Source organism: Phenylobacterium sp. (assembly GCF_036495085.1).
Lineage (GTDB): Bacteria > Pseudomonadota > Alphaproteobacteria > Caulobacterales > Caulobacteraceae > Phenylobacterium.
Genome location: NZ_DASXNL010000098.1, coordinates 40,914 through 64,520 on the forward strand (window position 1 = coordinate 40,914; position 23,607 = coordinate 64,520).

25 protein-coding genes are annotated in these 23,607 nt (G+C 67.1%); 14 read left to right on the forward strand and 11 right to left on the reverse strand.

Annotation, left to right across the window (positions count from 1 at the left end; genetic code table 11):
• Positions 1 to 32 precede the first annotated feature (32 nt).
• Both VGI62_RS11570 and VGI62_RS11575 read left to right on the forward strand, forming a co-directional pair.
• On the forward strand, positions 33 to 380 hold the full coding sequence (locus VGI62_RS11570; protein ID WP_331504642.1) for an MmcQ/YjbR family DNA-binding protein: 348 nt from the start codon (positions 33 to 35) through the stop codon (positions 378 to 380).
• 30 nt (positions 381 to 410) lie between these two features.
• Positions 411 to 914 (forward strand): OsmC family protein, encoded by a 504-nt coding sequence (locus VGI62_RS11575; RefSeq protein WP_331504643.1) that lies wholly within the window; start codon positions 411 to 413, stop codon positions 912 to 914.
• A 60-nt stretch (positions 915 to 974) separates the two neighbouring features.
• On the opposite strand, the gene VGI62_RS11580 is transcribed toward VGI62_RS11575, so the two are convergent.
• Positions 975 to 1,205 (reverse strand): hypothetical protein, encoded by a 231-nt coding sequence (locus VGI62_RS11580; protein WP_331504644.1) that lies wholly within the window; start codon positions 1,203 to 1,205, stop codon positions 975 to 977.
• A gap of 60 nt (positions 1,206 to 1,265) precedes the next feature.
• Here VGI62_RS11580 and VGI62_RS11585 point away from each other — a divergent pair, with 60 nt between their 5' ends.
• The 4 genes from VGI62_RS11585 (at position 1,266) to VGI62_RS11600 (ending at position 4,955) form a co-directional block, all read left to right on the forward strand.
• Positions 1,266 to 2,792 carry a UbiD family decarboxylase gene (locus tag VGI62_RS11585; RefSeq protein ID WP_331504645.1) on the forward strand — a complete coding sequence of 509 codons (1,527 nt, stop codon included), beginning with the start codon at positions 1,266 to 1,268 and terminating at the stop codon, positions 2,790 to 2,792.
• 66 nt (positions 2,793 to 2,858) lie between these two features.
• Positions 2,859 to 3,260, forward strand: a complete 402-nt coding sequence (locus tag VGI62_RS11590) for an MAPEG family protein (protein WP_331504646.1) — start codon at positions 2,859 to 2,861, stop codon at positions 3,258 to 3,260.
• Positions 3,261 to 3,307: 47 nt separating this feature from the next.
• The gene (locus tag VGI62_RS11595; RefSeq protein WP_331504647.1) at positions 3,308 to 4,639 is read left to right on the forward strand and encodes a TldD/PmbA family protein; all 1,332 of its coding nucleotides are present in this window, start codon (positions 3,308 to 3,310) and stop codon (positions 4,637 to 4,639) included.
• 73 nt (positions 4,640 to 4,712) lie between these two features.
• Positions 4,713 to 4,955, forward strand: coding sequence for a DUF4170 domain-containing protein (locus VGI62_RS11600; protein ID WP_331504648.1), 243 nt, complete (start codon positions 4,713 to 4,715; stop codon positions 4,953 to 4,955).
• A 1-nt stretch (position 4,956) separates the two neighbouring features.
• On the opposite strand, the gene VGI62_RS11605 is transcribed toward VGI62_RS11600, so the two are convergent.
• On the reverse strand, positions 4,957 to 5,640 hold the full coding sequence (locus VGI62_RS11605; protein WP_331504649.1) for a fused DSP-PTPase phosphatase/NAD kinase-like protein: 684 nt from the start codon (positions 5,638 to 5,640) through the stop codon (positions 4,957 to 4,959).
• Between the two features lie 295 nt (positions 5,641 to 5,935).
• On the opposite strand from VGI62_RS11605, the gene VGI62_RS11610 reads away from it, so the two are divergent.
• Genes VGI62_RS11610 through lpxK form a run of 5 tightly spaced genes read left to right on the forward strand, consistent with a single transcriptional unit; the run spans position 5,936 to position 11,764 of the window.
• Positions 5,936 to 7,744, forward strand: coding sequence for an ABC transporter ATP-binding protein (locus tag VGI62_RS11610; protein ID WP_331504650.1), 1,809 nt, complete (start codon positions 5,936 to 5,938; stop codon positions 7,742 to 7,744).
• On the forward strand, positions 7,741 to 8,445 hold the full coding sequence (locus VGI62_RS11615) for a lysophospholipid acyltransferase family protein (protein ID WP_331504651.1): 705 nt from the start codon (positions 7,741 to 7,743) through the stop codon (positions 8,443 to 8,445). The genes VGI62_RS11610 and VGI62_RS11615 overlap by 4 nt, the downstream gene beginning before the upstream one ends.
• 33 nt (positions 8,446 to 8,478) lie before the next feature.
• A complete protein-coding gene (locus VGI62_RS11620) occupies positions 8,479 to 9,468 on the forward strand; it encodes a cation diffusion facilitator family transporter (RefSeq protein ID WP_331504652.1) in 990 nt (329 codons plus the stop codon).
• Complete coding sequence (locus VGI62_RS11625; RefSeq protein WP_331504653.1) at positions 9,465 to 10,748, forward strand: 3-deoxy-D-manno-octulosonic acid transferase; 1,284 nt, start codon at positions 9,465 to 9,467, stop codon at positions 10,746 to 10,748. Before VGI62_RS11620 ends, VGI62_RS11625 begins: the two co-directional genes overlap by 4 nt.
• The gene (lpxK, locus tag VGI62_RS11630; protein ID WP_331504654.1) at positions 10,745 to 11,764 is read left to right on the forward strand and encodes a tetraacyldisaccharide 4'-kinase; all 1,020 of its coding nucleotides are present in this window, start codon (positions 10,745 to 10,747) and stop codon (positions 11,762 to 11,764) included. Before VGI62_RS11625 ends, lpxK begins: the two co-directional genes overlap by 4 nt.
• On the opposite strand, the gene VGI62_RS11635 is transcribed toward lpxK, so the two are convergent.
• From VGI62_RS11635 to VGI62_RS11660, 6 genes are all read right to left on the reverse strand, one after another.
• A complete protein-coding gene (locus tag VGI62_RS11635) occupies positions 11,761 to 12,843 on the reverse strand; it encodes a phosphotransferase (protein WP_331504655.1) in 1,083 nt (360 codons plus the stop codon). The genes lpxK and VGI62_RS11635 overlap by 4 nt on opposite strands.
• 66 nt (positions 12,844 to 12,909) lie before the next feature.
• Complete coding sequence (gene purD, locus VGI62_RS11640; RefSeq protein WP_331504656.1) at positions 12,910 to 14,181, reverse strand: phosphoribosylamine--glycine ligase; 1,272 nt, start codon at positions 14,179 to 14,181, stop codon at positions 12,910 to 12,912.
• Between the two features lie 58 nt (positions 14,182 to 14,239).
• On the reverse strand, positions 14,240 to 14,710 hold the full coding sequence (locus VGI62_RS11645; protein ID WP_331504657.1) for a VOC family protein: 471 nt from the start codon (positions 14,708 to 14,710) through the stop codon (positions 14,240 to 14,242).
• A 36-nt stretch (positions 14,711 to 14,746) separates the two neighbouring features.
• Positions 14,747 to 15,436 carry a phosphate regulon transcriptional regulator PhoB gene (gene phoB / locus VGI62_RS11650; RefSeq protein ID WP_331504666.1) on the reverse strand — a complete coding sequence of 230 codons (690 nt, stop codon included), beginning with the start codon at positions 15,434 to 15,436 and terminating at the stop codon, positions 14,747 to 14,749.
• Between the two features lie 13 nt (positions 15,437 to 15,449).
• Positions 15,450 to 16,142, reverse strand: a complete 693-nt coding sequence (gene phoU, locus VGI62_RS11655) for a phosphate signaling complex protein PhoU (protein WP_331504658.1) — start codon at positions 16,140 to 16,142, stop codon at positions 15,450 to 15,452.
• Between the two features lie 52 nt (positions 16,143 to 16,194).
• On the reverse strand, positions 16,195 to 17,370 hold the full coding sequence (locus tag VGI62_RS11660; protein WP_331504659.1) for an ATP-binding protein: 1,176 nt from the start codon (positions 17,368 to 17,370) through the stop codon (positions 16,195 to 16,197).
• A 297-nt stretch (positions 17,371 to 17,667) separates the two neighbouring features.
• On the opposite strand from VGI62_RS11660, the gene VGI62_RS11665 reads away from it, so the two are divergent.
• Entirely contained in the window at positions 17,668 to 17,925 is a 258-nt protein-coding gene (locus tag VGI62_RS11665) for a SemiSWEET family sugar transporter (protein WP_331504660.1), read from the forward strand.
• Between the two features lie 23 nt (positions 17,926 to 17,948).
• Here the strand turns inward: VGI62_RS11665 and VGI62_RS11670 are convergent, their stop codons facing one another.
• Positions 17,949 to 19,319 carry an HlyD family type I secretion periplasmic adaptor subunit gene (locus VGI62_RS11670; RefSeq protein ID WP_331504661.1) on the reverse strand — a complete coding sequence of 457 codons (1,371 nt, stop codon included), beginning with the start codon at positions 19,317 to 19,319 and terminating at the stop codon, positions 17,949 to 17,951.
• Positions 19,316 to 21,043, reverse strand: a complete 1,728-nt coding sequence (locus tag VGI62_RS11675; RefSeq protein WP_331504662.1) for a type I secretion system permease/ATPase — start codon at positions 21,041 to 21,043, stop codon at positions 19,316 to 19,318. The genes VGI62_RS11670 and VGI62_RS11675 overlap by 4 nt, the downstream gene beginning before the upstream one ends.
• A gap of 413 nt (positions 21,044 to 21,456) precedes the next feature.
• On the opposite strand from VGI62_RS11675, the gene VGI62_RS11680 reads away from it, so the two are divergent.
• Together VGI62_RS11680 and VGI62_RS11685 are read left to right on the forward strand one after the other, a co-directional pair.
• On the forward strand, positions 21,457 to 21,933 hold the full coding sequence (locus VGI62_RS11680; RefSeq protein WP_331504663.1) for a type IV secretory system conjugative DNA transfer family protein: 477 nt from the start codon (positions 21,457 to 21,459) through the stop codon (positions 21,931 to 21,933).
• On the forward strand, positions 21,906 to 22,052 hold the full coding sequence (locus tag VGI62_RS11685) for a hypothetical protein (RefSeq protein ID WP_331504664.1): 147 nt from the start codon (positions 21,906 to 21,908) through the stop codon (positions 22,050 to 22,052). The genes VGI62_RS11680 and VGI62_RS11685 overlap by 28 nt, the downstream gene beginning before the upstream one ends.
• A 241-nt stretch (positions 22,053 to 22,293) precedes the next feature.
• Here the strand turns inward: VGI62_RS11685 and VGI62_RS11690 are convergent, their stop codons facing one another.
• Positions 22,294 to 23,499, reverse strand: coding sequence for an ATP-binding protein (locus VGI62_RS11690; RefSeq protein WP_331504665.1), 1,206 nt, complete (start codon positions 23,497 to 23,499; stop codon positions 22,294 to 22,296).
• Positions 23,500 to 23,607: the final 108 nt, after the last annotated feature.

Sequence of the window (23,607 nt, forward strand, 5' to 3'; positions counted from 1 at the left end):
GATTGGCGGCCGCAACCGCGGAAGGAGGCCGCATGACCGCCGACGAAATGGACGCCATCGTCATGTCCTTCCCAGCGGCGGAGAAGGGGATCAGCTACGGGCGGCCCTCCTACAAGGTGAACGGGAAATTCTTCACCCGCCTGCGCCGCGAGGACGACAGCATGGTGCTGCTGGAGGTTTCCTTCGACGAGCGCGAGATGCTGGTCGAGGCTGACCCGGAGACCTTTCACTTCACGGCCCACTACAAGGACTATCCGAGCGTGCTGGCCCGCATCGACACCCTGCATCCGGGCTCGCTCCGGAATTTCCTCGAACGCCGCTGGCGCAGGATTGCGCCGAAGAAGCTGGTGAAGGAATACGACGCCAAGGCCGAGGCGTGACCCTGTTTTAGGCCCAGCTTGGAGCGTCCAATGGCCATAGAGCCCCCCGCCGCTACGCTTGGCGAGAGCGTGATCGCCGAGGAAACCGGCCTCGGCCGCTACCAGGTCGAGGCCAGGGTTGGCTCAACCGCCTTCCTGGTCGACGAGCCCGTCGCTGTGGGCGGCCTGGGATCGGGGCCGAACCCCTTCGACCTTATGAGTGCGGCGCTGGGATCCTGCACGGCCATGACGATCCGCCTTTACGCGAATAAGAAGGCATGGCCGCTTTCGCGCGTGCGCGTCCGCGTGGCTCACCATCGTGGCGAGCTGCAGGAGCGCGACGTCTACAGCCGGGAAATCCATCTCGAGGGCCAACTCGACGACACCCAACGGGCCCGTCTGGTGGAGATCGCCGAACGATGCCCGGTACACCTCTCGCTCGAGCGCGGCGCCGACGTAACCACGACCCTCGCCCCAGCCACCCATGCCCTCAGCGGGGAGACCGGGACGCTGGGCGAGCACATGAAGAATATGGAAGAAGCCTGCGAGGCTTAGCGACGCTCGCGCGCCCGGTTTGAGTGCACCGCTACGGCGGTTATCCACTTCCCGTGGGGTCTAGAATTCGTCTTCCATCATCGAGCGGAACTGCTCGAAAATCTCCTTGGCCCGTTCTTCGGGCGACGTCGGCGGCTCGGGTTCGGGCTCAGACTTCGCGGCCGCCGCGCCGCCGGTAAGCCGGCCGACTACGACCCCGTTCTGCACCAGCAGCACCTCTTCGCCTTCTTCCGCCGCACTCAGCAGGGCGGCCAGCTTCGGCGGCAGATCGTCGAGGTCGATGCGTTTCATGACGCCATGCTACTCCCACCAAGCGTGACAGGGGAGGCCTACGCCCCTTAAGGAGGAGCCATGGCGTACCGGTCGATGCGGGAATTCATGGGCAAGCTGGAGGCGGCGGGCGAGCTCGTTCGCGTCACCGAGCCCGTTTCCACCGTTTTGCAGATGACCGAAATCCACCGCCGCCTCCTGGCCCAGGAGGGGCCGGCGGTTCTGTTCGAGAACGTTGTCCGCGCCGATGGCGAGCGCTCGACCATGCCCTGCCTGGTCAACCTGTTCGGGACCGTGAAACGCGTGGCGATGGGCGTCACCCTGGAGGGCCGCGAACGCTCGACGGCTGCTGACCTGCGCGAAGTCGGCGAGCTCCTTGCCTTTCTCCGCGCGCCCGAGCCGCCACGCGGCCTGAGGGACGCCTGGGACATGCTGCCGCTCGCAAAGACGGTCATGTCCATGCGCCCGGCCACGGTGAAGAAAGCCCCCGTCCAGGAGGTCGTCTGGAAGGGGACGGACATCGATCTCGCCAAGCTGCCGATCCAGACCTGTTGGCCAGGTGAGCCCGCGCCGCTAATCACCTGGCCACTGGTGGTGACCAAGGGGCCATCGGAGGATCGCGAGGACGACTACAACCTGGGTATCTACCGGATGCAGGTCCTGGGCCCGGACCGCACGGTGATGCGCTGGCTGGCCCATCGCGGCGGCGCCCAGCATCACCGCCGCTGGAAATCCCAGGGCAAGCGCGATCCTCTGCCCGCCTGCGCCGTTATCGGCGCCGACCCAGGCACGATCCTGGCCGCCGTGACGCCGGTCCCCGACACGCTCTCTGAGTATCAGTTCGCCGGCTTGCTGCGAGGCGCCAAGGTCGAGCTGGTCCCCGCAAAAACCGTGCCCCTGATGGTGCCGGCCAACGCCGAGATCGTGATCGAGGGCCATGTTCTGCTCGACGACTACGCAGACGAGGGGCCCTACGGCGATCACACCGGCTTCTACAACTCGGTCGAAAAATTCCCGATCTTCCAGGTCAGCGCGATCACCATGCGCAAGGACCCGATCTACCTGACCACCTTCACCGGCCGGCCGCCTGACGAGCCCAGCGTATTGGGCGAAGCGCTGAACGAGGTGTTCATACCGCTGCTGCGACAGCAATTCCCGGAGGTCGTCGACTTCTGGCTGCCGCCGGAAGGCTGCTCCTACCGTATCGCCGTGGTCTCGATGAAGAAGGCCTACGCCGGCCACGCCAAGCGCGTGATGATGGGCGTCTGGAGCTACCTGCGTCAGTTCATGTACACCAAGTGGGTGATCGTCGTGGACGACGACATCGACGCGCGGAACTGGAAGGACGTCATGTGGGCGATCTCCACCCGAATGGATCCGTCGCGCGACATCACGGTCATTGAGAACACCCCCATCGACTACTTGGACTTCGCCTCGCCGGAGAGCGGACTGGGCTCGAAGATCGGCCTCGACGCCACCGACAAGTGGCCGCCGGAAACCCATCGCGAGTGGGGTCGCAAGCTGGGCATGGACAAAGACACGGTCGACGCAGTCAGCGAGATGTGGGCGAGGTTGGGGCTGCCGGGCGACGGCCGGCCGGTCGACTGACCTTGCGGGACGCAGCGAAGCGCGACCAACTACGCCGCTGACGGGTGGCGCGCGGGGGCTAACGCTATGGATGCAAACCTCTCCGCACATGCGGCCGCGCTCTGGGTCGGCCTGCATCTGGCCCTGCTGCTCGTCCTGTCGGTGCGGGTGGTAGGCCAGCGTCGCCGTCACGGTGTTGTCCTGGGCGACGCAGCCATCCCCGAACTTGCCCAGGCGGTCCGCGCGTTCGGCAACGCCACCGAATATGTGCCCGCGGGCCTCATAGCGATCGTCGTACTGGCGATCGTTGGCGCGCCGCCGATGGTGGTGCACCTGACCGGCCTGACTCTGCTGGTGGGCCGCGTCGCGCACGCGGTTGGCCTTTCGCGCAGCGGCGGCGCGTCGATCCTGCGCTCGGCCGGCATCATACTGACTTGGCTCGCCTACATCCTGGGCGGGGTGGAGCTGATCTTCTACGCAATCCCGTAAGAACCGCTCGGCTTGTCGCGAGGCGTCTGCTCGGCCATATGGCCAGGATGGACGAAAACCTGCTGAACGACGTCGTGGCCCAAGCCCTGGCCGAAGGCGCCGACGCCGCCGAGGCCGTAGGCGCCGAGCGCCGCGCCCTTTCGATCACCGTGCGCCTGGGCGAGCTTGAGGAAGTCGAGCGGGAGGAATCCCGCGACCTGGGCCTGAGGGTGTTCGTCGGCCGACGCCAAGCCAGCGTCTCCGGCTCCGACATCAGCCCCGAAGCCCGCGCGAAACTGGTGGCCCGCTGTATCGCCATGGCCAGGCTCGCGCCCGAGGACCCCTACGCCGGTCTCGCCGATCCGGAGCGGCTGGCCCGCGGCCCGTTGCCCGACCTGGACCTCTATGACGCCGCAGAGCCGACGCCCGAGGCGCTGGAGGCCAAGGCGCGAGCCGCCGAGGACGCAGCCCGCGCCGTACCAAAGGTGACGAACTCCGATGGCGCTTCAGCGTCCTGGTCCACGAACCAATGGCGGATGGTCACCAGCGCCGGGTTTTCCGGTCTGCACCGCGCCTCCGGCTTCTCGCTGGGCGCCGCGGCGATCGCCGGCGACGAGGCCGGCATGGAGACCGGCTACGAGGGCCGATCGGTGCGTTGGCAGTCCGACTTGCCCGAGGCCGACGCCATTGGAGCCGAGGCCGGCCGTCGCGCGGCGGCCCGGCTTGGCGCGCGCAAGATCGCCTCGACCACCGCACCGGTAATATTTGAAAACAGACTGGCGGCTTCGCTGCTTAGCCCCCTGATCGGCGCGATCTCGGGCCCGTCCATCGCCCGCGGCACATCATTCCTGAAGGACAAGCTTGGCCAGATGGTCTTCGCCAAGGGCGTGGCGATCACCGACGAGCCGCATCGTCGGCGCGGCTTGGGATCGTCACCCTTCGACGACGAAGGGGTGGCGAACGGCGCGCTCAGCCTGATCGACGACGGCCTGCTCACGACCTGGCTGCTGAACACGTCTTCGGCCCGTCAGCTGGAGCTGACGACGACCGGCCACGCGTCGCGCGGACTGGCGGGTCCGCCCGGCGTGTCGACCTCGAACCTGACGTTGCAGCCAGGGACACGGTCCCAGGGCGAGCTGATGAAGGACGCCGGCGCCGGCCTCCTTGTGACCTCGATGTTCGGGCCATCCTTGAACGGCAACACCGGCGACTGGTCGGTCGGCTGCTCCGGCTTCTGGTTCGACGAAGGCGAGATCGCCTACCCGGTGAACGAGATCACCGTGGCGGGCAACCTGATCGATATCTACGCACGCCTGGTCCCCGGCTCGGACCTGCAGATCCGCGGCTCGTCCAACGCCCCGTCGCTCCTGGTGGATGCGATTGCCATCGCCGGCCTCTAGAAACGATTGATCCCGAGGCGGTGGGAGCCTATCGCCTCGTTCACAAATCGTTTCAGGCGATACGAGGCCGGCCATGTCCGACAAACAGCTTCTTCACCTGGTGATCGGCGGCGAGTTGAAGAACCTCGAGGGGCCTGCCGAGTTCAGGGACCTAAGATCGGTCGACCTGGTCGGCGCCTTTCCGAACTACCAGCAGGCGCTCACCGCCTGGCGCGGCAAGGCTCAGTCGACCGTCGACAACGCCCTGATGCGCTATTTCATAATCCACGCCCACAAGCTGCTCGACCCCGAAAGCGACGAGGACCACGACCAGTAGGTCATTCGCGGCGCAGCAGCTTCTCGGTCAGCACCGAGCCCAGCATGCCGGCGCGGAAATCGGCTTTCATGCCGACCGGGTCGTACATCGGACTCTCGACCCACTCGAGGAACGACATCCCGGCGGGCTCGCCTTCCGAAAGGTAGCGTTCGAAGATGTAGTCCAGCACGCCGGTCTTGCCCTGCTTCACGTGCAGGTAGCGCAGATCCAGCTGGTCCATGGCCTCGCGGATCGTCTTGCCCTGCCGGAAATGCATATAGAACACGCTCATGATCCCCGCCCGGTCCGCGCCCGACTTGCAGTGGATCAGGGCCGGATAAGCGATGGTCTCGTAGAGCCGCTTGGCGCCCAGCACCCGCTCGCGGCTGGGCACCTCTCGCGAGGTGATCGTGAAATCGACCATCTCCAGGGCGAGCCGCTGGCAGGCGTCCTTTTCCAGCGCATGAAAGCTGGCGTCGAAGCCGCCCCGCAGGTTGACGATGGTCTTGATCCCGCGGTCCTTCCAGGCGGCAAGTTGGTGCGGCCAGGGTTGGTTGGTGCGGACGAGCTCGTCGGAGATCCAGTGGGCGTTCTGGAAGCCGAGCCTCAGGTAGGCGTGATCGTTCCAGAGGTAATCGGCATAGGTCTTCAACCGCCCGAACGGGGTGGCGAGGTCGAATCCGGGGTCGGTCGGCGCGATCGTCATTGCGCCCTACCTAGTGCGCGAGGCTCCCCGACGGAAGCCGCCGCAGAGTCGCGGCCACGGAAGGACCGAGGCTCAGGCGCCGCGGCGACGTCCCTTTGCTGGACCGCGGCAGGCGCGGATCGGCCCGTGTTTTCGGGCCAGAGCGTCGTGGCGCCCCTGGACTGACCAGCGCCATCAGGTCTCAGCTTCACAAGGCTGGGCGTGGCGAATCCGGACAGATTCCGGCGTTCGGCGCTCGGCCGCCGTGACGACCCGCCCGCTTGACTTCATTCCCGCATCGGACGACCCCAGCCCTATGAGCGAACGCGCCAAGCCTGAGCTTTCCGCCCGAGCCCTGATCAGCCGGGTGGCCCGGGTGTACCTGGCGCCGCGGTGGAAGGGCTGCGTCGCCGCCATCGTTGCGGCTGTCGTCGTGGCTTACGGCACGAGCATGCTCGTGCAGGTCGTGGAACCAGCGACGAACGATCTGCTGGTGTTCCACAAAGCGCACGCCATCATCCGGTGGCCGCTTTACATCGTGGCCTATGCCGTGGTGCGCGCCATCGCCGCGATCGCGCAAGCCGCCATGGTCAACCGGATCGGCAACGGTGTCGTCGCCGACGTCCAGGTGCAGCTGTTCGGGAAGCTGGTGCGCGCCGATCTGGCCAGGCTGCGCAGCCAGCATACCGGCGCCTATGTCTCCTCCGTCCTCTACGACGCGGGCCTGATCCGCGAAGCCTCGACAGCGGGGATCGTAACCTACACCCAGAACCTGCTGCAGGTGATCGGGGCCATCTCGGTGATGATCTCCAACGACCTCGTTCTGTCGCTGGTGATGATCATCGCGGCGCCCGGGGCGAGCGCGATCATGCGGCGCTTTTCGAAGCGGACCCGCAAGGCCGCCAAGGGTGCGATGACCGAGACCTCGGCGCTTTCCACCGCGATCATGGAAAGCCTGGACGGCGTGCGGGTGGTGAAGATTGAAAACCGCGAAGCCTACGAAGAGGAGCGGGTCTCCGAGGTGGTGAGCCGCCGCCAGCGGCATTTGGTGAAGGGCTCCAACGCCCGCGCCTTCGCCGCCCCGGCGACCGAGCTCCTGATGACGCTGATCACAGCCGGCGTCTTCGCCTACGCCGGCTGGCGTTCGTTGCACCACCACATGACGCCCGGCGCCTTCACCGCCTTCATCCTGGCCCTTGGCGTCGCCTCGCAGTCACTACGCCAGCTCGCCAACCAGCAGACCGTGTTCGCCGAGGGCATGGCCGCCGCACGGCGGCTGTTCGCCGCGCTGGACGTCGAGCCGGAGGTCCGCGAGCAAGCGGGCGCGCAAGCGCTGCCCCCGGGCCGCGGCGACATCGTCTTCGAGAAAGTGGACTTTGCCTATGACGACGGCGGCCCAACCCTGACCGGCGTCAGCTTCGAAGTCCAACGAGGGGAAACTGTCGCCCTGGTCGGCCCGTCCGGCGGCGGCAAGACGACGATCCTGAACCTGATCCCCCGCTTCTACGACGCCACCAAGGGCCGGGTGACCGTCGATGGCCACGACGTACGCTCGGTGACCCTGACCTCGCTGCGCGACCGGATCGCGCTCGTGACCCAGGAACCGTTCCTGTTCGACGACACGATCCGCGCCAATATCGCCTACGCCCGCCCGGACGCCTCGCAGCAAGAGATCGAACGGGCGGCCCGCGAGGCCGCAGCGCATGACTTCATTCTCACGCTGCCTCAGGGCTATGAGACCCAGGTTGGCGAGGCTGGTGCGCGTCTCTCCGGCGGCCAGCGGCAGCGCATCGCCATTGCGCGCGCCTTCCTCAAGGACGCTCCGATTCTGCTGCTGGACGAAGCCACCAGCGCGCTCGACACCGAAAGCGAGGCCCAGGTGCAGGCCGCGCTCAGCCGACTCATGGCCGGCCGCGCCACGATCCTGATTGCCCATCGGCTCTCGACGGTGCGCGGGGCCGACCGCATCTATGTCATCGACCAGGGCCGGATCGTCGAAACCGGCAACCACCAGAGCCTCGTACGCAAGCGGGGCCTCTATGCGCGCCTAGCGGCCAGCCAGCACCTGGACGCCTTCGCAGACGCCCCCGGGGACGCCCACGGGGCGGCGGAGACGGCGGCTTGAAGAAGCTGCTGCGCAGCGACGCGGTGCAGGCGTTCCTCGGCTGGATGCTGGGCGTCTATATCCGGCTGATCCTGGCGACCGTGCGCTGGCGCCACGAGAACCTGGAGTGCGTCGAATCGGTCCTGGCCGGCGACGCCGGCGCCATCGCCCTTTTCTGGCACGGCCGCATCCCGCTCTGCCTGGCCACCGCGCCGCAGTGGTGGCGCAAGCGCACCAAGGCGCTGATTTCCCCCTCCGCGGACGGCGAGTTCATCGCCCAGGCCCTCGCCATGGCGGGCTTTCCGGCGATCCGTATCTCCACGGCCAAGCCCGGCGACACAGCCAAGGCGCGCCAGGCTGTCGTGGCTTTCCGTGAGGCGGTCACCCACGTCGCCGAGGGGGGTGCGCTGGTGGTGACGCCCGATGGCCCGCGCGGCCCGAACGAAGTGATCGCCGCCGGCTCCCTGCAGATCGCCAGACGGTCGAAGCAACCGGTCTTCCTTATGGGCATCGCGGCCAAACCCGCGATGCAATTCGACACTTGGGACAAGGTGGTGTTCGCGAGCCCCTTCGGCCGTGGGGCGGTGGTCTGGGAAGGCCCGCTCTACGTCCCGCCCGATGCCGACGAAGCGACTGTCAGCGCCCTGATCGTCGACTGGTCGGCCAGGCTGTCGGCGGTCACGCGTCGCGCCGAGGCCCTGGTCGGCGGCACGCCGCATTGATCCCGCCCGCAGGCGGTGAGACATAGGCGCAGCATGGCCCACGCGCACCACGACCACGACCACGGCCCTCATGACCACAATCATGGGCACGGCCATGACCATGGGCACAGCCACAGCCACGGCCATGGCCACCATCACCATCATGTTCCCGCCGACATGGGCCGGGCCTTCGCCATCGGGGTCGGGCTGAACACCCTCTTCGTGGCCGTCGAGGTCGCCGCCGGGTTCTGGGCGGGCTCGATGGCGCTGCTGGCCGACGCCGGTCACAATCTCTCCGACGTTCTGGCCCTGCTGCTGGCCTGGGGCGCGACCATTCTCGCCAAGCGCGCGCCGACCGCGCGGCGCACCTATGGCCTGCGAAAGGGGACCATCCTTGCCTCCCTCGCCAACGCAGTGTTCCTGCTGCTGGCGATCGGAGCGATCGTCTCGGAGTCAATTCAGCGGCTCGGGGAGCCTCACGTCGTCGCCACCAGGACGGTCATGCTGACAGCCGCGCTGGGCGTGGTGATCAATACCGCCACGGCCCTGCTCTTCATGCGCGGCAGCAAGGGCGATCTGAACGTACGCGGGGCCTTCCTGCACATGGCGAGCGACGCGGCGGTGTCGGTGGCGGTGGTCATCGGTGCGATGATCATTGCGCTGACCGGACTGCAATGGATCGACCCGGCGCTCAGCCTTGCCATTGCTGTCTTCATCGTCTTCGGCACCTGGGGCCTGTTGCGCGATTCGGTGAACCTCGCCCTGGACGCCGCTCCGCGCGGCATCGACGTGGCCGAAGTGCGCGCGTGGCTGGCCGCCCTGCCGGGCGTCGAGGAAATCCACGACCTGCACATCTGGGCCATGAGCACGACCGAGACAGCGCTAACCGCCCACGTAATACGGCCGGCGAACGACGACGGAGATCGCTTCCTGCATGCCGCCTGCGAGGGGCTGGCCGTTCGTTTCAACATAGGCCACGCGACGTTGCAGGTGGAGACCGACGCCGACACCGCCTGCCGGCTGGCGCCTGCCGGGGTGGTGTGAGCCGCACCCCGCGCACCCTTCCGCTAGCGCTCTACGCGGCGGCGACCGGCTTTCTTGAGCCGCTGGCGCCGGCGTTGCTGCGACGGCGCGCGCGCATCGGCAAGGAAGATGCAGGTCGCGCGATCGAGCGCCTTGGACGTTCGGTCACGACGCGGCCTTCCGGGGGGCTCGTCTGGTTACACGGGGTCAGCGTCGGCGAGAGCCTTTCGCTGCTGCCGCTGATCGAAGCCCTGAGGTCACGGCGGCCGGATCTCGTCCTGCTGGTGACGTCGGGCACCGTCACATCCGCCGAGGTGCTCGCCAAACGTCTGCCCCCAGGCGTGATCCACCAGTTCGCCCCGATCGATGCGCCCGGAGCGGCGAGACATTTTCTCGACCACTGGCGGCCGGCGACGGCTCTTCTCGTGGAGAGCGAGCTGTGGCCGAACCTGATCCTGGCCGCCAAGGACCGCGGCGTGCGCCTCGCCCTTCTTTCGGCGCGGATGACTGAGACCAGTGCGCAGGGCTGGAGCCGGGCGCCCGTGACGGCCAGCGCGCTGCTAAAGGCTTTCGACCTTGTCCTGCCGCAGGACGCCGCGACGGAGGAGCGCCTGGCCCGCCTGGGAGCCCGGGTGGGACCGCACCTCAACCTCAAGCTTGTCGGCGAGGCGCCGCCGGTGGATGACGCGCTGGCTGGGGCCGTAAAGGCCTGGGCCGGCGGCCGCAAGATTGTGCTCGCGGCCAGCACCCACCCTGGCGAGGAGACCCTGATCGCCGAGGCGTTCCTGGCGGCGACACGGGAGGGCCCGGCGGCGGTGCTGGTCGTGGCCCCGCGCCATCCGGACCGCGGCCCGCAGGTCGCCGCGGAGCTGCAGCGCCTTGGCCTCCCGGTCGCACGCCGCGCCGGCGGCGAGGCGCTCGAGGCGGCGACCACCGCCTATGTCGTAGACACTTTGGGCGAGCTTGGGGCCTTCTACACAACAGCCGACGCGGTGGTGATGGGCGGCAGCTTCATCGACGGGATCGGTGGCCACAATCCGTTGGAGGCCGCTCGGATGAAGGCCGCTATCGTCACCGGCCCTCACGTCTTCAACGCCCGCGACATCTACGCTGGAATGTTCGCCGAGACCGCGGCCATCGAGGCGCTCGACCCCCCGGACCTGGCCCGCCACCTGCGCGGCCTGCTCGACAGTCCCCAGATGGCCCGCGGGCTCGGCAAGGCCGCGGCCCTCTATGCGGAACGCCAAGGCGCGGCGATGGAAACCGCGCTTACGCTCATCGAACCCCTGCTGCCCGCATGAAGCTCGCAACGCCTCGTTGGTGGTATACGCGCGAAACGAGCGCGCGACGCGGCGGAATGCCCACGACGCGCGCCCTCTTGACGCCGATCTCGTGGATCTGGGCCGCCGTCACGGCGCGACGGATCGCCCGGACGATGCCCTTCGATCCGGGTGTCGCGGTGATCTGCGTCGGTAACCTGACCGTGGGGGGCGCCGGCAAGACGCCGGTGGTGCGGGCGACAGCGGAGCGCCTGGCAAGGCAAGGCCGGGCGGTCCACCTCTTGTCGCGGGGCTATGGCGGGCGTCTCGAAGGTCCTGTGCGGGTCGATCCTGCGCGGCACACCAGCGCCGAGGTGGGCGACGAGCCGTTGATGCTGGCCCGCGACTTCCCGGTCTGGGTCGCGCGCGACCGCGCTGCCGGCGCCAGGGCCGCGGCGCAAGCCGGCGCGGAGGTCATCGTCATGGACGACGGCCACCAGAACCCATCTGTGAAGAAGGCGCTATCGCTTGTCGTCGTGGACGGGGAGACCCGCGGCGACGAATGGCCGTTCGGCGACGGGCGGGTGTTCCCGGCCGGCCCGATGCGCGAACCCCTTGGCGCTGGCCTGCGCCGAGCCGACGCGGTGCTGGTCCTGCTGCCTGCCGACCTTGCTGCGACGGAGTCGGAGCTTGAGGATCAGCTTCGCGGGCCGCCGCTGATGGTCGCTCATCTGCGGCCGGCCGCAGCGATGCCACCCGGGCCGCAGGTCGGCTTCGCCGGCGTCGGCAAGCCCTGGAAGGTGGAGCGCGCCCTGCAGGCTGCAGGCTGCGAACTCGCCGACTTCGCCGATTTCCCCGACCACGCCGGTTACGATGAAGCGACGCTGACGCGACTGGCCGAACGCGCGCAGCAGTTCGGGGCGGGGCTGATCACCACCGAAAAGGACTGGGTGCGTCTGCCGCCGCACTGGCAAGCGCGCGTCACGCCCTGGCCGGTGCGCGCGGAGTTCGACGACCCCGCGGCGTTCGACGCCTTGCTGAAAAATATCGGTCCCTAGGCGAGCGCGCCGGCCTTCTCCGCGAAGCGCCAGCTCGCCTGGGCAAGGGAGACGACGCGATCGGCCTGTTGCGCGGCGTGCGGGCTGTTGGCGGTGCCATCCCGCACCCGCCCGACGATCCCCTGAAGGATGCCGGCGAGCCGGAAAGCGTTGTAACTGAAGAACCAGTCCAGGTCGTGCAAGCCGGTGCGGCCCGTAAGGCTGCAGTAGTAGTCCACCGTTTCCTGCAGGGTTGGGATCCCATGCGCCTTCGGGTCGGGTATCGTCGATATCGAGCCGTTCACCCAGTTCATCAGCAGGTAGGTGAAATCGGCCAGGGGCTCCCCAAGCGTCGACAGCTCCCAGTCGAGCACCGCGATCACCCTGGGCTCGGTCGGATGGAAGATCATGTTGTCGAGGCGGTAGTCGCCATGCACGATCGAGGTCCGCTCCTGGGCCGGCAGGGTCCTGGGCAGCCATTCGATCAGCCGCTCCATTTCCGGGATGAGCCGGGTCTCCGAGGCCTTGTACTGCTTCGTCCACCGATCGACCTGACGGCCCATGTAGTTGCCGGGCTTGCCATAGTCTGAGAGGCCGATGGCCTCGTAGTCGGTGTTGTGCAGGGCGGCGAGCGTCTTGATCTTGTCCATGAAGATCGCGTGCCGCTCGGCCGGCTCGTACTGCGGCAGGGTCTGGTCCCAGAGGATCCGGCCCTCGACCATGTCCATGATGTAAAACCAGGTTCCGATGACCGCATCATCGGTGCAGAGCCCGTAGGTCCTGGCCACAGGGAAGCCGGTAGTCCCGACCGCGGTGATCACCTTGTATTCGCGGTCGACCGCGTGAGCTGAGGGCAGGAGCTTGCCCGGTGGCTTGCGGCGCAGGACGTACTTCTTGCCGGGCGTGATCAGCTGATAGGTCGGGTTCGACTGGCCGCCTTTGAACTGGCGCACTTCAAGCGGGCCGGCGTAGCCCGCCACGTTGGCGGTCATCCAGCGGGCGAGCGAGGCCTCATCGAATCTGTGGGTCTCCGCAACGGGCTTGGTGCCGGTGTTCAGCGCCTCGCGCTCTTGCTCGGCGGCGTCGACGACGTCGGCCATGGCGTTCCCCTTACAACTGTTTGAACCCACTTTACCGGCGCGGAGCGCGCCGGAGCAAGGCGGCGATCAGCGGCCGAGCGCTCTCCAACCGATATCGGTACGGTGGAAGCCCTGTGGCCAGTCGATCAGGGCCACAGCGCCGTAGGCGCGCTCTCGCGCCTGGCCGAGGTCCTCGCCCGTCGCGCAGACGTTCAGCGCGCGCCCTGCGCCGGCCAGGATCGCGCCGTCGGCGCCGGCCGAGGTCCCTGCATGGAACACCACCACGTCGGGGCCAAAGTCGCGATCCAGGCCGCGGATCACGCTGCCCGCCTTTGCCGGACCCGGATATCCGTCGGTGGCCAGGACCACACAAACCGCGTCCTCGTCGCGCCACTTCGGTTCGGGCATCTCGTTCAGCCGGCCGGTCGCGCAGGCGATCAGGTAGGGGACAAGGTCGCTTTCAAGCCGCAGCATCAGCACCTGGCATTCGGGGTCTCCGAAGCGGGCGTTGAACTCCACGAGCTTGGGACCGTGCCGCGTGGCCATAAGCTCGACGAAGAGCGCGCCACGATAGGGCGCGCCGTCGGCCGCGATGCCTTTGAACGCCGGCTCGACAAGGCGCGTGCGCACCTGCTCGACGAGGTCATAGGTGAAGACGGGGGCTGGGGAATAGGTGCCCATCCCGCCCGTGTTGGGCCCCTCGTCGCCATCGAAGGCGCGTTTGTGGTCCTGGGCCCAGCCGAACAGCATGGAGGCCTTGCCGTCGCAGAGCGCGAAGAGCGAGCCGATCTCGCCCTCCAGGTACTCCTCGATCACCACCCGGGCGCCGGCCGCGCCGAAGCTGCCCCCGAAGGCGTCGTCGATGGCGGCTTCGGCGCCCGCGCGGTCCTGGGCGATCACCACCCCCTTGCCCGCAGCCAGCCCATCGGCCTTCACCACATAGGGCGGGGCGAAATGGTCCAGCGCCGCCTTCGCCGTATCCGCATCGTCACAGATCCGATAGGCGCTCGTGGGCAGATGGTGGCGATCGCAGAAGGCCTTGGTGAAGGCCTTGGACGACTCCAGGCGCCCTGCCGCGGCGCTGGGACCGAAGCAGGGGATATTTTCAGCCTCAAGAGCGTCGGCGAGCCCGGCTTCGACGGCCACCTCCGGGCCGATGACCACAAGGTCCGCGGCGATCTCCTTGGCGAGAGCGACCTGGCGAACGACCTCGGTGGCCTTGATATCGCGGGTCTCGGCGATCGCGGCCATGCCGGGGTTGCCCGGTGCGCAGACAAGCCGGGTCAGGAGCGGCGACTGTTTGATCTTCCAGGCCAGCGCATGCTCGCGCCCGCCGGAGCCCACGAGGAGGATGTTCATGGGCTGGGCGTTTCGCGCGCGCCGCTGCTGTGGTCAAGGACCAGCTCTGCGGCGGGGATCAGGCGGGGGCCGAGATCCTGGACATCCAGAGCTTGGCCTTGTGCAGGGCGTCCGGACGGTCGAGCGGTCGAGCCGCGGAGGCCGGGCAGGTGATCTCCAGGATCACCCCGTCCGGATCGGCGAAATACGTCGAGCGCCGATCCCCGTGGGTTTCTTCCCAGTGGTCGACGCCTGCGGCCCGGAGTTTCGCGCGCCAGTCTTCGAATTCCGCCTCGTCGCTGCAGGCCAAGGCGTAGTGGCGCGCGTCGATCGGGACGCCGCGGTAGTCGGGCGCAGGCGCGCCGGCCAAGGCCACGGCGACGATCTCCTGGCCGCCCTCCAGTCCGAAGATCATCATCAGCCAGGGATAGCCGTCCCAGTCGTCGCCAGTCAGCGCCGCGGTCAGCGGCAGGCCCAGAGTTTCGCGGTAGAAGGCCAGGGTGCGCGCGGCATCGCGCACGGGGAAGACTACATGGTCCAGCTTGAGCATCGGCGTTCTCCAGGCCGCATCATAGCGGCCCGCGCCTCAGCCCTCCAGATCGAGCGAATACCCTGCGGAGCGGACGGTGCGGATCGGATCGTCGGCCTCTGAGACGCCCAGCGCCTTGCGGAGTCGGCCAATGTGAACGTCGACGGTGCGAGCCTCGACATAGACATCCGAGCCCCAGACGGCGTCGAGCAGCTGCTCGCGGGAGAACACCCGGCCGGGATGCTGCATCAGGTAGTCGAGCAGGCGGAACTCCGTGGGGCCGAGGTGAATCTCCTGCCCGGCGCGTTTCACGCGATGCGCCACGCGGTCGATCAGAAGGTCGCCGCGCCGGACCCGGTCTTCTGCAAGGCCAGGTCGGATGCGTCGGAGCACGGCGCGCAGGCGTGCTGTCAGTTCGGTCATCGAGAAAGGCTTGACGACGTAGTCGTCGGCGCCGGTGTCCAAGCCGCGCACCCGGTCGGTTTCCTCGCCGCGCGCGGTCAACATGATGATCGGCACGTTGCGGGTCTCATTGCGCTGGCGCAGCCTGCGGCAAACCTCGATGCCGGATATCTTGGGCAGCATCCAGTCGAGCACGATAAGGTCGGGCAGGCGCTCGTCGACCAGCAGCAGGGCTTCCTCGCCGTCGCCGGCCAGTCCGACGTCGTAGCCCTCCTTCTGCAGGTTGTACTGCAAGAGGGTCGCCAGTGAATCCTCGTCCTCGACCACCAGGACGTAAGGCGTCATCTGCATGCGCGCCTCAAGCCTGCAAGTCGTCGGTCTTGGGCCGGCCGCCGATCATCTCGGCGCCGGTGATCTGGTAGTGGACGATCTCGGCGATGTTGGTGGCATGGTCGCCTATCCGCTCCAGGTTCTTGGCCACGAACAACATGTGCGCGCAGGCGGTGATCGTGCGCGGATCGCCCATCATGTAGGTCAGGAGCTCGCGGAACAGCGAGTTGTAGTGCTCGTCGACCTCGTCATCCTGGCTCCACACCGCGAGCGCGCGCTCCAGGTCGGAGCGGCTGTAGGCGTCAAGCACGCTGGATAGTCTGCCCAGCACCAGCTTTCCCATCCGCTCGATCGACCTCGTCAGCGGGGTCAGCGGGTCGGATTCGATGATCACCAGGGTCCGCTTGGCGATGTTCTTGGCGAGATCGCCGCAGCGTTCGAGGTTGTTGGCGATCTTCATCGCCGCAACGCCGCGGCGCAGGTCATCGGCCACCGGCTGTCGAAGAGCGATCAGCCGGATCGTCTTGCGCTCGATATCGCGCTCGGCTTCATCGAGCTTGTCGTCACGCAGTACGACGGCGGCCGCCAGTTCCTGGTTGCGCTTGACCACGGCGTTCACCGAGTCCGCCACCTGAGCCTCGGTGAGACCGCCCATGCGCACGCACTCAGCCGCAAGGCTGTTCAACTCGTCTTCGTAGGATTTGACGATGTGCTCGTTCATCCGCCTCGCCCTGGGCGCGCCACCTGCTGCGCGACGTCCCTATGCTACAGTGTCATGACGCTTTGACGACGCCCTGCGGGTCGGCCGCCATCGGAAAATAGGCCGTGAAGGTGCTGCCTTCGCCCTCGACGCTGGAGACCACCAGACCACCGCGGTGGCGGTTGATGATGTGCTTGACGATCGCCAGGCCGAGACCGGTGCCGAACCTGGCGCCGCTCTTTTGCCCGTCGACGCGATAGAAGCGTTCGGAAAGGCGCGGCAGGTTCTGGCGCGCGATGCCTGGTCCAAGGTCGACGAACCGCAGGCTGGCGTAGATCTGCGGCGATGGATCCGGCGCCACGAGCGAGAGGCGCGGCGCGCCCTCGTGGCTCGCAGCCGCGGCAAGCTCGGTCAAGCCGGTCTGCATCTCAATCCGCACAACAGCGCCGTCGGGGGAATATTTTATCGCATTGTCGAGCAGGTTCTGGACCACTTGAACGATCTGATCACGCTCGCCACGCACGCTCGCCTCACAGGCCGCGCAGGGCCGCCAGTCCAGCTTCACCCCGCGTTGCGCGCCGAGGGGAGCCGCCGCCTCGACCACCTCTCCGACCACGAGCGCGAGGTCGACGACGCCGCGTGGCGGGACATGCTCATCGAGTTCGATCCGGCTCAGCGATGTGAGATCTGCGATCAGGCGGGCCATCCGGTCAGCCTGCGCCTGCATGATCCCCAGGAACTTTTCGCGGGCAGCCGGGTCGTCGCGCGCATGGCCCCGCAAGGTCTCGATGAAGCCGGAGAGGGAAGCCAAGGGCGTGCGCAGTTCGTGACTGGCGTTAGCCAGGAAATCGACGCGCGTGCGCTCGACCAACCGGACTTCGGTCTCATCGTGGAAGGTCAGCAGGGCCAGTGGGACCCCGTCGCCGCCGGGCCCCAGGGAGCGGGCGCGGACACGGAGACTTCGCGACTGGGCGCCCGTCGTTTCGTAGACGCCGTCGGCATCGGCGCAATCGAACAAGGCCCTGTCCACCGCCCCCAGCACCTCAGGGTCGCGGACCGCGGACAGAAGGTTACCCTCCTGGGCCTTGAGGCGCAGCAACTCGCGCGCCGCCGCGTTGGCGAGAATGAAGCGCCGTCCCGTCAGATCGTCACGGATCGAACCCGCCACGACCAGGATCGGATCCGGAAGAGCGTCGACTAGGGCCGCATAGAGTTTGGAATCGGCGGGCAGTGGCGAATCTCCGTCCATGGACCCTAGCATCCGCAGTCCTGTGACAGCTCAGTGACGAAAGGTGCGGCGAACGAAAGAAGGAGCTGCAGCTTTGCAACTGCGGCTGTTCAAATGCCCCTACGGGTCGGCGGGCGCTCACCATGAGGGGTTCGCGGATTTGCGCGCCGCGAGCGCAGGCTCCATGCCGATCGCAGCTCGTCGGCGCGCAACCGGGCGTGTGCGCGACGGTTACCCTCCTTATGACCCCTGTCGCCCAACTCTGATCGCTGAAGCGGATCGACGATTGGTAATCTCCTGCCTGACACCGGGGGGACCGTGGCGGCGCTTTGCTCCATGACCAGCTGCCTGCCGCAAATCATCAAGATCTGGCGGGACCGCGACGCCTCCGAGGTTTCGCTTCGCATGTACCTGGTGACCGTCGCGGGGTTCTCGTTGTGGACGACCTGCGGCGCCCTCATCGGCAGTTGGCCGGTGGTCCTGTCGAATACGCTCTGTCTCCTGATGGCCGGCGCGGTGCTGGCGCTAAAATGGCGGTTCAGGCGCGGCAAATCCGCAAGGCGCCCGACGTCCTAGCCCACCACAGGCGAGGTTATCCGTCAGTCGCGAAGCGCGTCGTGCAGGGTGTCGGTGATGGGGGAGATCAGAGAACCCATGATCGTCCTCTCACCGGTCACCACCATCACCTGAGCGGGCATCCCAGGGCTGATCTGGGCGCTCTTTTTGAGCTTAGTGAGCTCCTTGGAGTCGATCCTCAGGTCGGCGCGATAGTAGGAGGTCCCGGCCTTTTCATTGACGATCTTGTCGGCCGAAACCAGCACCACCTTGGCCGCCATAGGACCGTGCCAGCGCTGGTTCAAGCCGGTGAACCGCACCTGCGCATCCATGCCGGTTCTGATCTTGTCGATGTCTTTGGGTAGAATCTGGGCTGTGACGACGATCGGCGCATTGGCCGGCACGACCTCCATCAGCACTTCCCCGGGACCGGTGACCCCGCCGACCGTGAACTGCGTCAGGTTGAAGACGAATCCGTCCACCGGCGCACGAACGACGGTATGGTCGAGGGACTCCTTGGCTGCGGCAAGCCGGGGCATCGTGTCGGCAAGCTTGGTCTGGGTGTCGCGAAGGCCCTCGGCCGCCTGGCTCGTGCGGGTGTCGCGATTGGCGGAAACCTGCATGCGCGTCTCGCCGGCCTGCTCGCGGAGGCGGGCGATTTCGGAAACGAGCGAACCCTTCCGTCCCTTCAGGTCGGCCAGCGAGCGCTGGTAGCGCAGAATCAACGGCTTGGGGGCGAAGCCCTGGTCATAGAGCTTTTGGTAGCCGGCCATTTCCTCGTCGGTGAGCTGGATTTGCTCGTCCACTGAGGCCACTTGCGCCTGCTGCCCTTCGATCTGGGTCTGCACCTGGTCGAGACGCTGGGCGAGCACTGAATTCTGGCTCTGGAAGAGTTCGGCGCGGGTCGTGAAGAGGAACTGCTGGTCGCGGATCATGCCGGCGACCCGCGGGTCGGAGATGCGGGCCATCACATCTGCAGGGAATTCGAGGGTCGGCCGGTTGGTCGCCTCGGCGGTGAACCGGGTCGACTGCACTTCAAGGCTGTCCACCTGGTTCTGCAGGATGTCGTAGGCGGCGCGCGGCTCGACGTCGTTGAACATCATCAGCGGCTGGCCGGAGCGAACGTGCTGGTCTTCCTGGACCAGGATCTGGCGGACCGTGCCCCCGTCCCGGTTCCTGACGGTCTTGCGATTAGATTCGACCCGCACCTCCCCCTGGGCGGTGACGCCCGTCGCAAGCGGCACAAGCGAGGCCCACAGGCCAAGCCCGACAACCAATACGCCGATAAGGGTCGCGCCGGCGATCATCGGCCGGCGCATGCGCCGCTGCAGCTCCGGGTCGACCGGCAGACGTTCGTCGCCATCGAAGGTCGGCGCGATGTAGGACGAGCGGACCGGGGTCAGGTCAAGTTTCATCGGCTGGCCTCGACAGCGCGGATTTCGGTCGGTTTCATCAGCCGGGCCATGACTTGGTCGCGCGGCCCGAACAGTTCGATTCGGCCTTCGCGCAGAACGAGCATTCGGTCCGCGGCGCGGAAGATGCTGGGCTTGTGCGAGATGATCACCACGGTGGCGCCGCTGGCCTTCATCGCATCCAGAGCTTGCAGCAGCGCATCCTCGCCCTCGGCGTCCAGGCTGGCGTTGGGTTCGTCGAGCACAATGAACGCCGGACTGCCCAGCACTGTCCTGGCCAAGCCCACGCGCTGGCGTTGGCCGGCCGACAGCGTGTGGCCGCCGTCGCCAACGTCGGTCTCGTAGCCCCTCGGTAATCGCAGGATCAGTTCATGGACCCCGGCGAGCTGGGCGGCCTTAACAACCTCCTCGTCGCTTACGCCGGAGCGGAAGCGGGCGATGTTGTCACGGATCGTACCGGAGAACAGTTCGGTGTCCTGGGGCAGGTAGCCCACGTGGCGTCCGAAATCCGCGCGGTCCCAGGAGAAGACGTCCGCCCCGTCCAGGCGCACGATGCCGTTCACCGGTCTCCAGATCCCGACCAGCAGCCGCGCGAGAGTCGATTTGCCCGCGCCCGACGGTCCGATCACCCCGAGTGTCTCGCCAGGTTCGAGGCTGAAATTTATATTGCCGAGCAGCAGCTTGCTGCCCCCGGGGGGTGCGTAGTTCAGCGCCTCCACCGTGAGCCGTCCCCGCGGCCGAGGCAGCGCCGTAGCGGCCTGCGAAGGCTCGGCTTTTGACAGGAGTTGCATCAGACGGCCGTGCGCCCTGACCATATTGTTCAGGGGGTCCCATGAGCCGACGATCTTCTCGATCGGCTGCAGCGCGCGACTGGCCAGGATCATATTGGCGAACAACATGCCCTGATGGAGTCTGCCCTTGATGATCAGGTAGGCGCCGATAGCGATGATCAGCACCTGGATGCCCATGCGGACAGCCTTGATCGTGTCGGTGAAGGCGTTGGCCGTTTCCGCCGCGGCGGCTCCGCGTTCGATGGTCACCGCACGGTGTGCGGCCCATGATGCGCCCAGAGTGGGCAGCATGCCCATAGCCCGGACGACCTCGCCGTTGCGAAGCGCCGCGTCGGTGAAGGCATAGCTGCGAAGCTGGGCGTCGCTTGCGTCACGTTGGATCGGGCGGATGATCCGCTCCTGCAGGAGCGCCAGGCCCAAAAGGACCAGCGCCCCGATCGTGGTGACGACGCCGACGGCCGGATCAATGATGTAGAGCGCCACCAGAAAGACCGGAATCCACGGAAGGTCGAAGAACGCGGCGGCGGCGATCCCGGTGAGGGTCTGACGGAACTGGTCCAGGTCGCGCAGCGCCTGGGCCCTGGCGCTCGGGTCTCCCCGGACCGAGGCGTCGAACAGGGCCGAAAACACCTTGCCCGAAACCCGTTGATCGAGCGCCACCCCATAGTTGATCAGAATTCGTGCGCGGTAGTCGTCGATGGCGCTGGAGATCGCGAACACGAACAAGGTGATCAACGTCAGAACAACCAGCGTCGGAACATTCTGGCTGACCATCACCCGGCCGTACACCTGGTAGGTGTAGAGCGGCAGCGCAAGGTAAAGCACGTTCGAGAAGAAGCTGAACGCGGCCGCCACGGCGAACGGATGCTTCCCATCGGAAAGCGCGCGGGTCAGCACGTTGTCGGGCTGATTCGTCAGGAAACTAAATATCTTCATGCGCGCTGAGTGCCGTCTGCCCCATGTCGTGAGTGACGATAGGTGGGAGGTGGTTTAAAAACGTGAACGCAAGAGCGAAATCGTTCCGTCGCGCGTCCCCGAACAGAGAACTCCATCGGCGGCCGGGCCGGAGCTCGGCGCCCAGACTGATTTCAATGCCCCCTCCTCTACGCCAAGCGACCCCCGCCAAGGAACCTCGCGGAGGCGAGACACACCGGCGCGCCGGGAGCTAGCACGTCGAGAGTCGCCACAATCGCTTGCTGGATAACGCGAGATGTGTGGCGGTTAAGTGGCAGGAAAATTGTCGGCGCCGCCCTTACCGTCCGATGTTCGATTTCATCAACAGGCAGCAACTGCCGTAGACCGCGCTCGCCGCCCGGCGTCCCTTGTTCGCGGCCCAGCTCGCAGCCGTCGTGGCTGGCCTCCCGCGGCTCCTCAAGCTTGCGGGCGGCGGCGTTGTCGCCGGCAACTGTGCGGTAGGGCTGATGGGGCTCGCAGTGCACCCGCCGGGCCTCGTGCAGACCCCGCTGTTGATTGCCGCCAGCCTGGCCGGCGGCAGCGCCGGCTACCTGCGCTGGAAGGCCGAGTCCCGGCCCTCCCGCCTGCACGGCTCGGCCGCCTTCGGGACGCAACGCGATGCGCGCCGCGAGCTCTCCGGCGAGGGCCTGATCATCGGTCGCGCCGAGGCCGGCTGGCTGATGCGCTACGCAGGCCCAGCACACCCGCTCACCATCGCCCCGACGCGGGCCGGCAAGGGCGTAGGCGCGATCATCCCCAACCTGCTCACCGTCGATCGCGCGGTGCTCTGCATCGACCCCAAGGGCGAGAACGTCCGCGCCGCCACCCGGCGGCGCTACGGCAAGTGCACGTCCTCGACCTCTTCCAGGTGACCGGCGAGGCGCCCGCCGCCTTCAACCCGCTGGCCAGCCTCGACCCCGACGACATCGACGCCGGCGAGGGCGCCGCAAGCCTGCACGACCCTCCGGAGCAGGTCAGCGAGGCGCACTAGAACGAGGAAGCCCGCGCCCTCTTGGCCGGCGTCATCCTGCACGCCGCCGCCAGACCCTACGCCGCGCGCCGCAACCTCGCCCACGTCCGGTCCCTGATCACCCTGCCCCCGGATGTGCTCCCACTGGAACTGCGCGCATGCAGGCCTCCGGCGCCGCTTGCGGCCTGGTCGCCCGCTTCCATTTCGAGCAGCAGCGCCGTCACAAAGAATGCGCGCCGCATTCCTCGCTGGTCAGCTTCCTTCAGGATGTCGGCGGCCGTGCGGTAGCTGATGGGCCCGGCATGATCCGTCGCATGAATTCGTCGAACAGCGGCACCGTGAACGCCGTGTCGCCGTGGGCGGGGCTATAGATCATGCCCTTGGCGATGAGGGCGTTGCGGATCGGCCCGACGGCGGTGACCTTTCGACCCAGTGCATCGGCGATGTCGCCAGACCGGTGCGGTCCGGGGCCAAGCTCGGCCATGGCCCGCATGTAGGTTTTCTCTGCGGGCGTCAGCCGATCGAACCGCACCCGAAAGAAACTGGCGTCCAAATCGGCTAAGGCTTCATCGGTCGCTCGCCGGGCGTCTTCACCGTCGATGGGCGAGTTGTCCGCCACGTTCCAGCTGTGCTTGCCCCATTCCTGAAGAAAATAAGGGTAGCCGCCGCTCTGGCTGAGGACGAAGCGGGTCGCCTCGTCCGTAAACTCGACCTTTTCACGCTGCGCCGGGAGGCAAAGCGCGGCGCGAGCAGATTGGTCATCCAGTCGGTCGATGGGAATAAATTCGAAGAGGCGTTCGGCATAGGACTTCGCCCGGCCCATGGAGCCGATCAGCTGGGGCAGGCCAGCCGCCACCATTGTGACGGGCAGTTGGGCTTGGTTGGCGACATGGAGCGCCATGATCAGGGCGGCGAGCTGGTCCTGAGGAACGTACTGCAGCTCGTCGATGAAAATGATCACCGCGGTGTCGCGCTCGGCAGCGGCTTCGGCCACCACGGTGATGAGATCGGCGAGGTCCGTGTCGAGATCGCCGCTATCGGCGAGCCCACCTTCGGGGTCGATATCAAGGCCAAGCTCGATATCGGCGTACTTGACCTTCAGACCGCGCGCGAAGCCTGCAAGGGCGTTCATGGCGCGATTGATGCCGTCTTTCACCGCGTCAATGCGGCGGAGCCTGAACAGGGCGGTCCGGAGCGCCGGCGCCAGCAGCGCCGGCAGAGAGCGTTCTTCCGGAGCCTCGATCCGGACTGTGGCGAAGCCGCGGGCTTCCGCGTCAAGGCGGATTCGATTGAGAAGGACGGTCTTGCCTACCCCTCGCAGACCATAGAGGACGACGCTCTGCGCAGCTTTGCCCGCACGGATGCGATCAAGCGCGACCGCCGCACGCTCGATGATCTCGTCACGCCCCGCAAGTTCCGGCGGCGGCGTACCGGCACCAGGCGCATAGGGGTTCTGGCGTGCGTCCAAATCGAAGAACCTTATCCCAGTTTATGCTCGCAGCATAATATGGGTTAATTTCCCTCTAAACAACGTCCCGTCCCCTAGATCGCCAGCGAAAAGGCTAAGCGATCGACG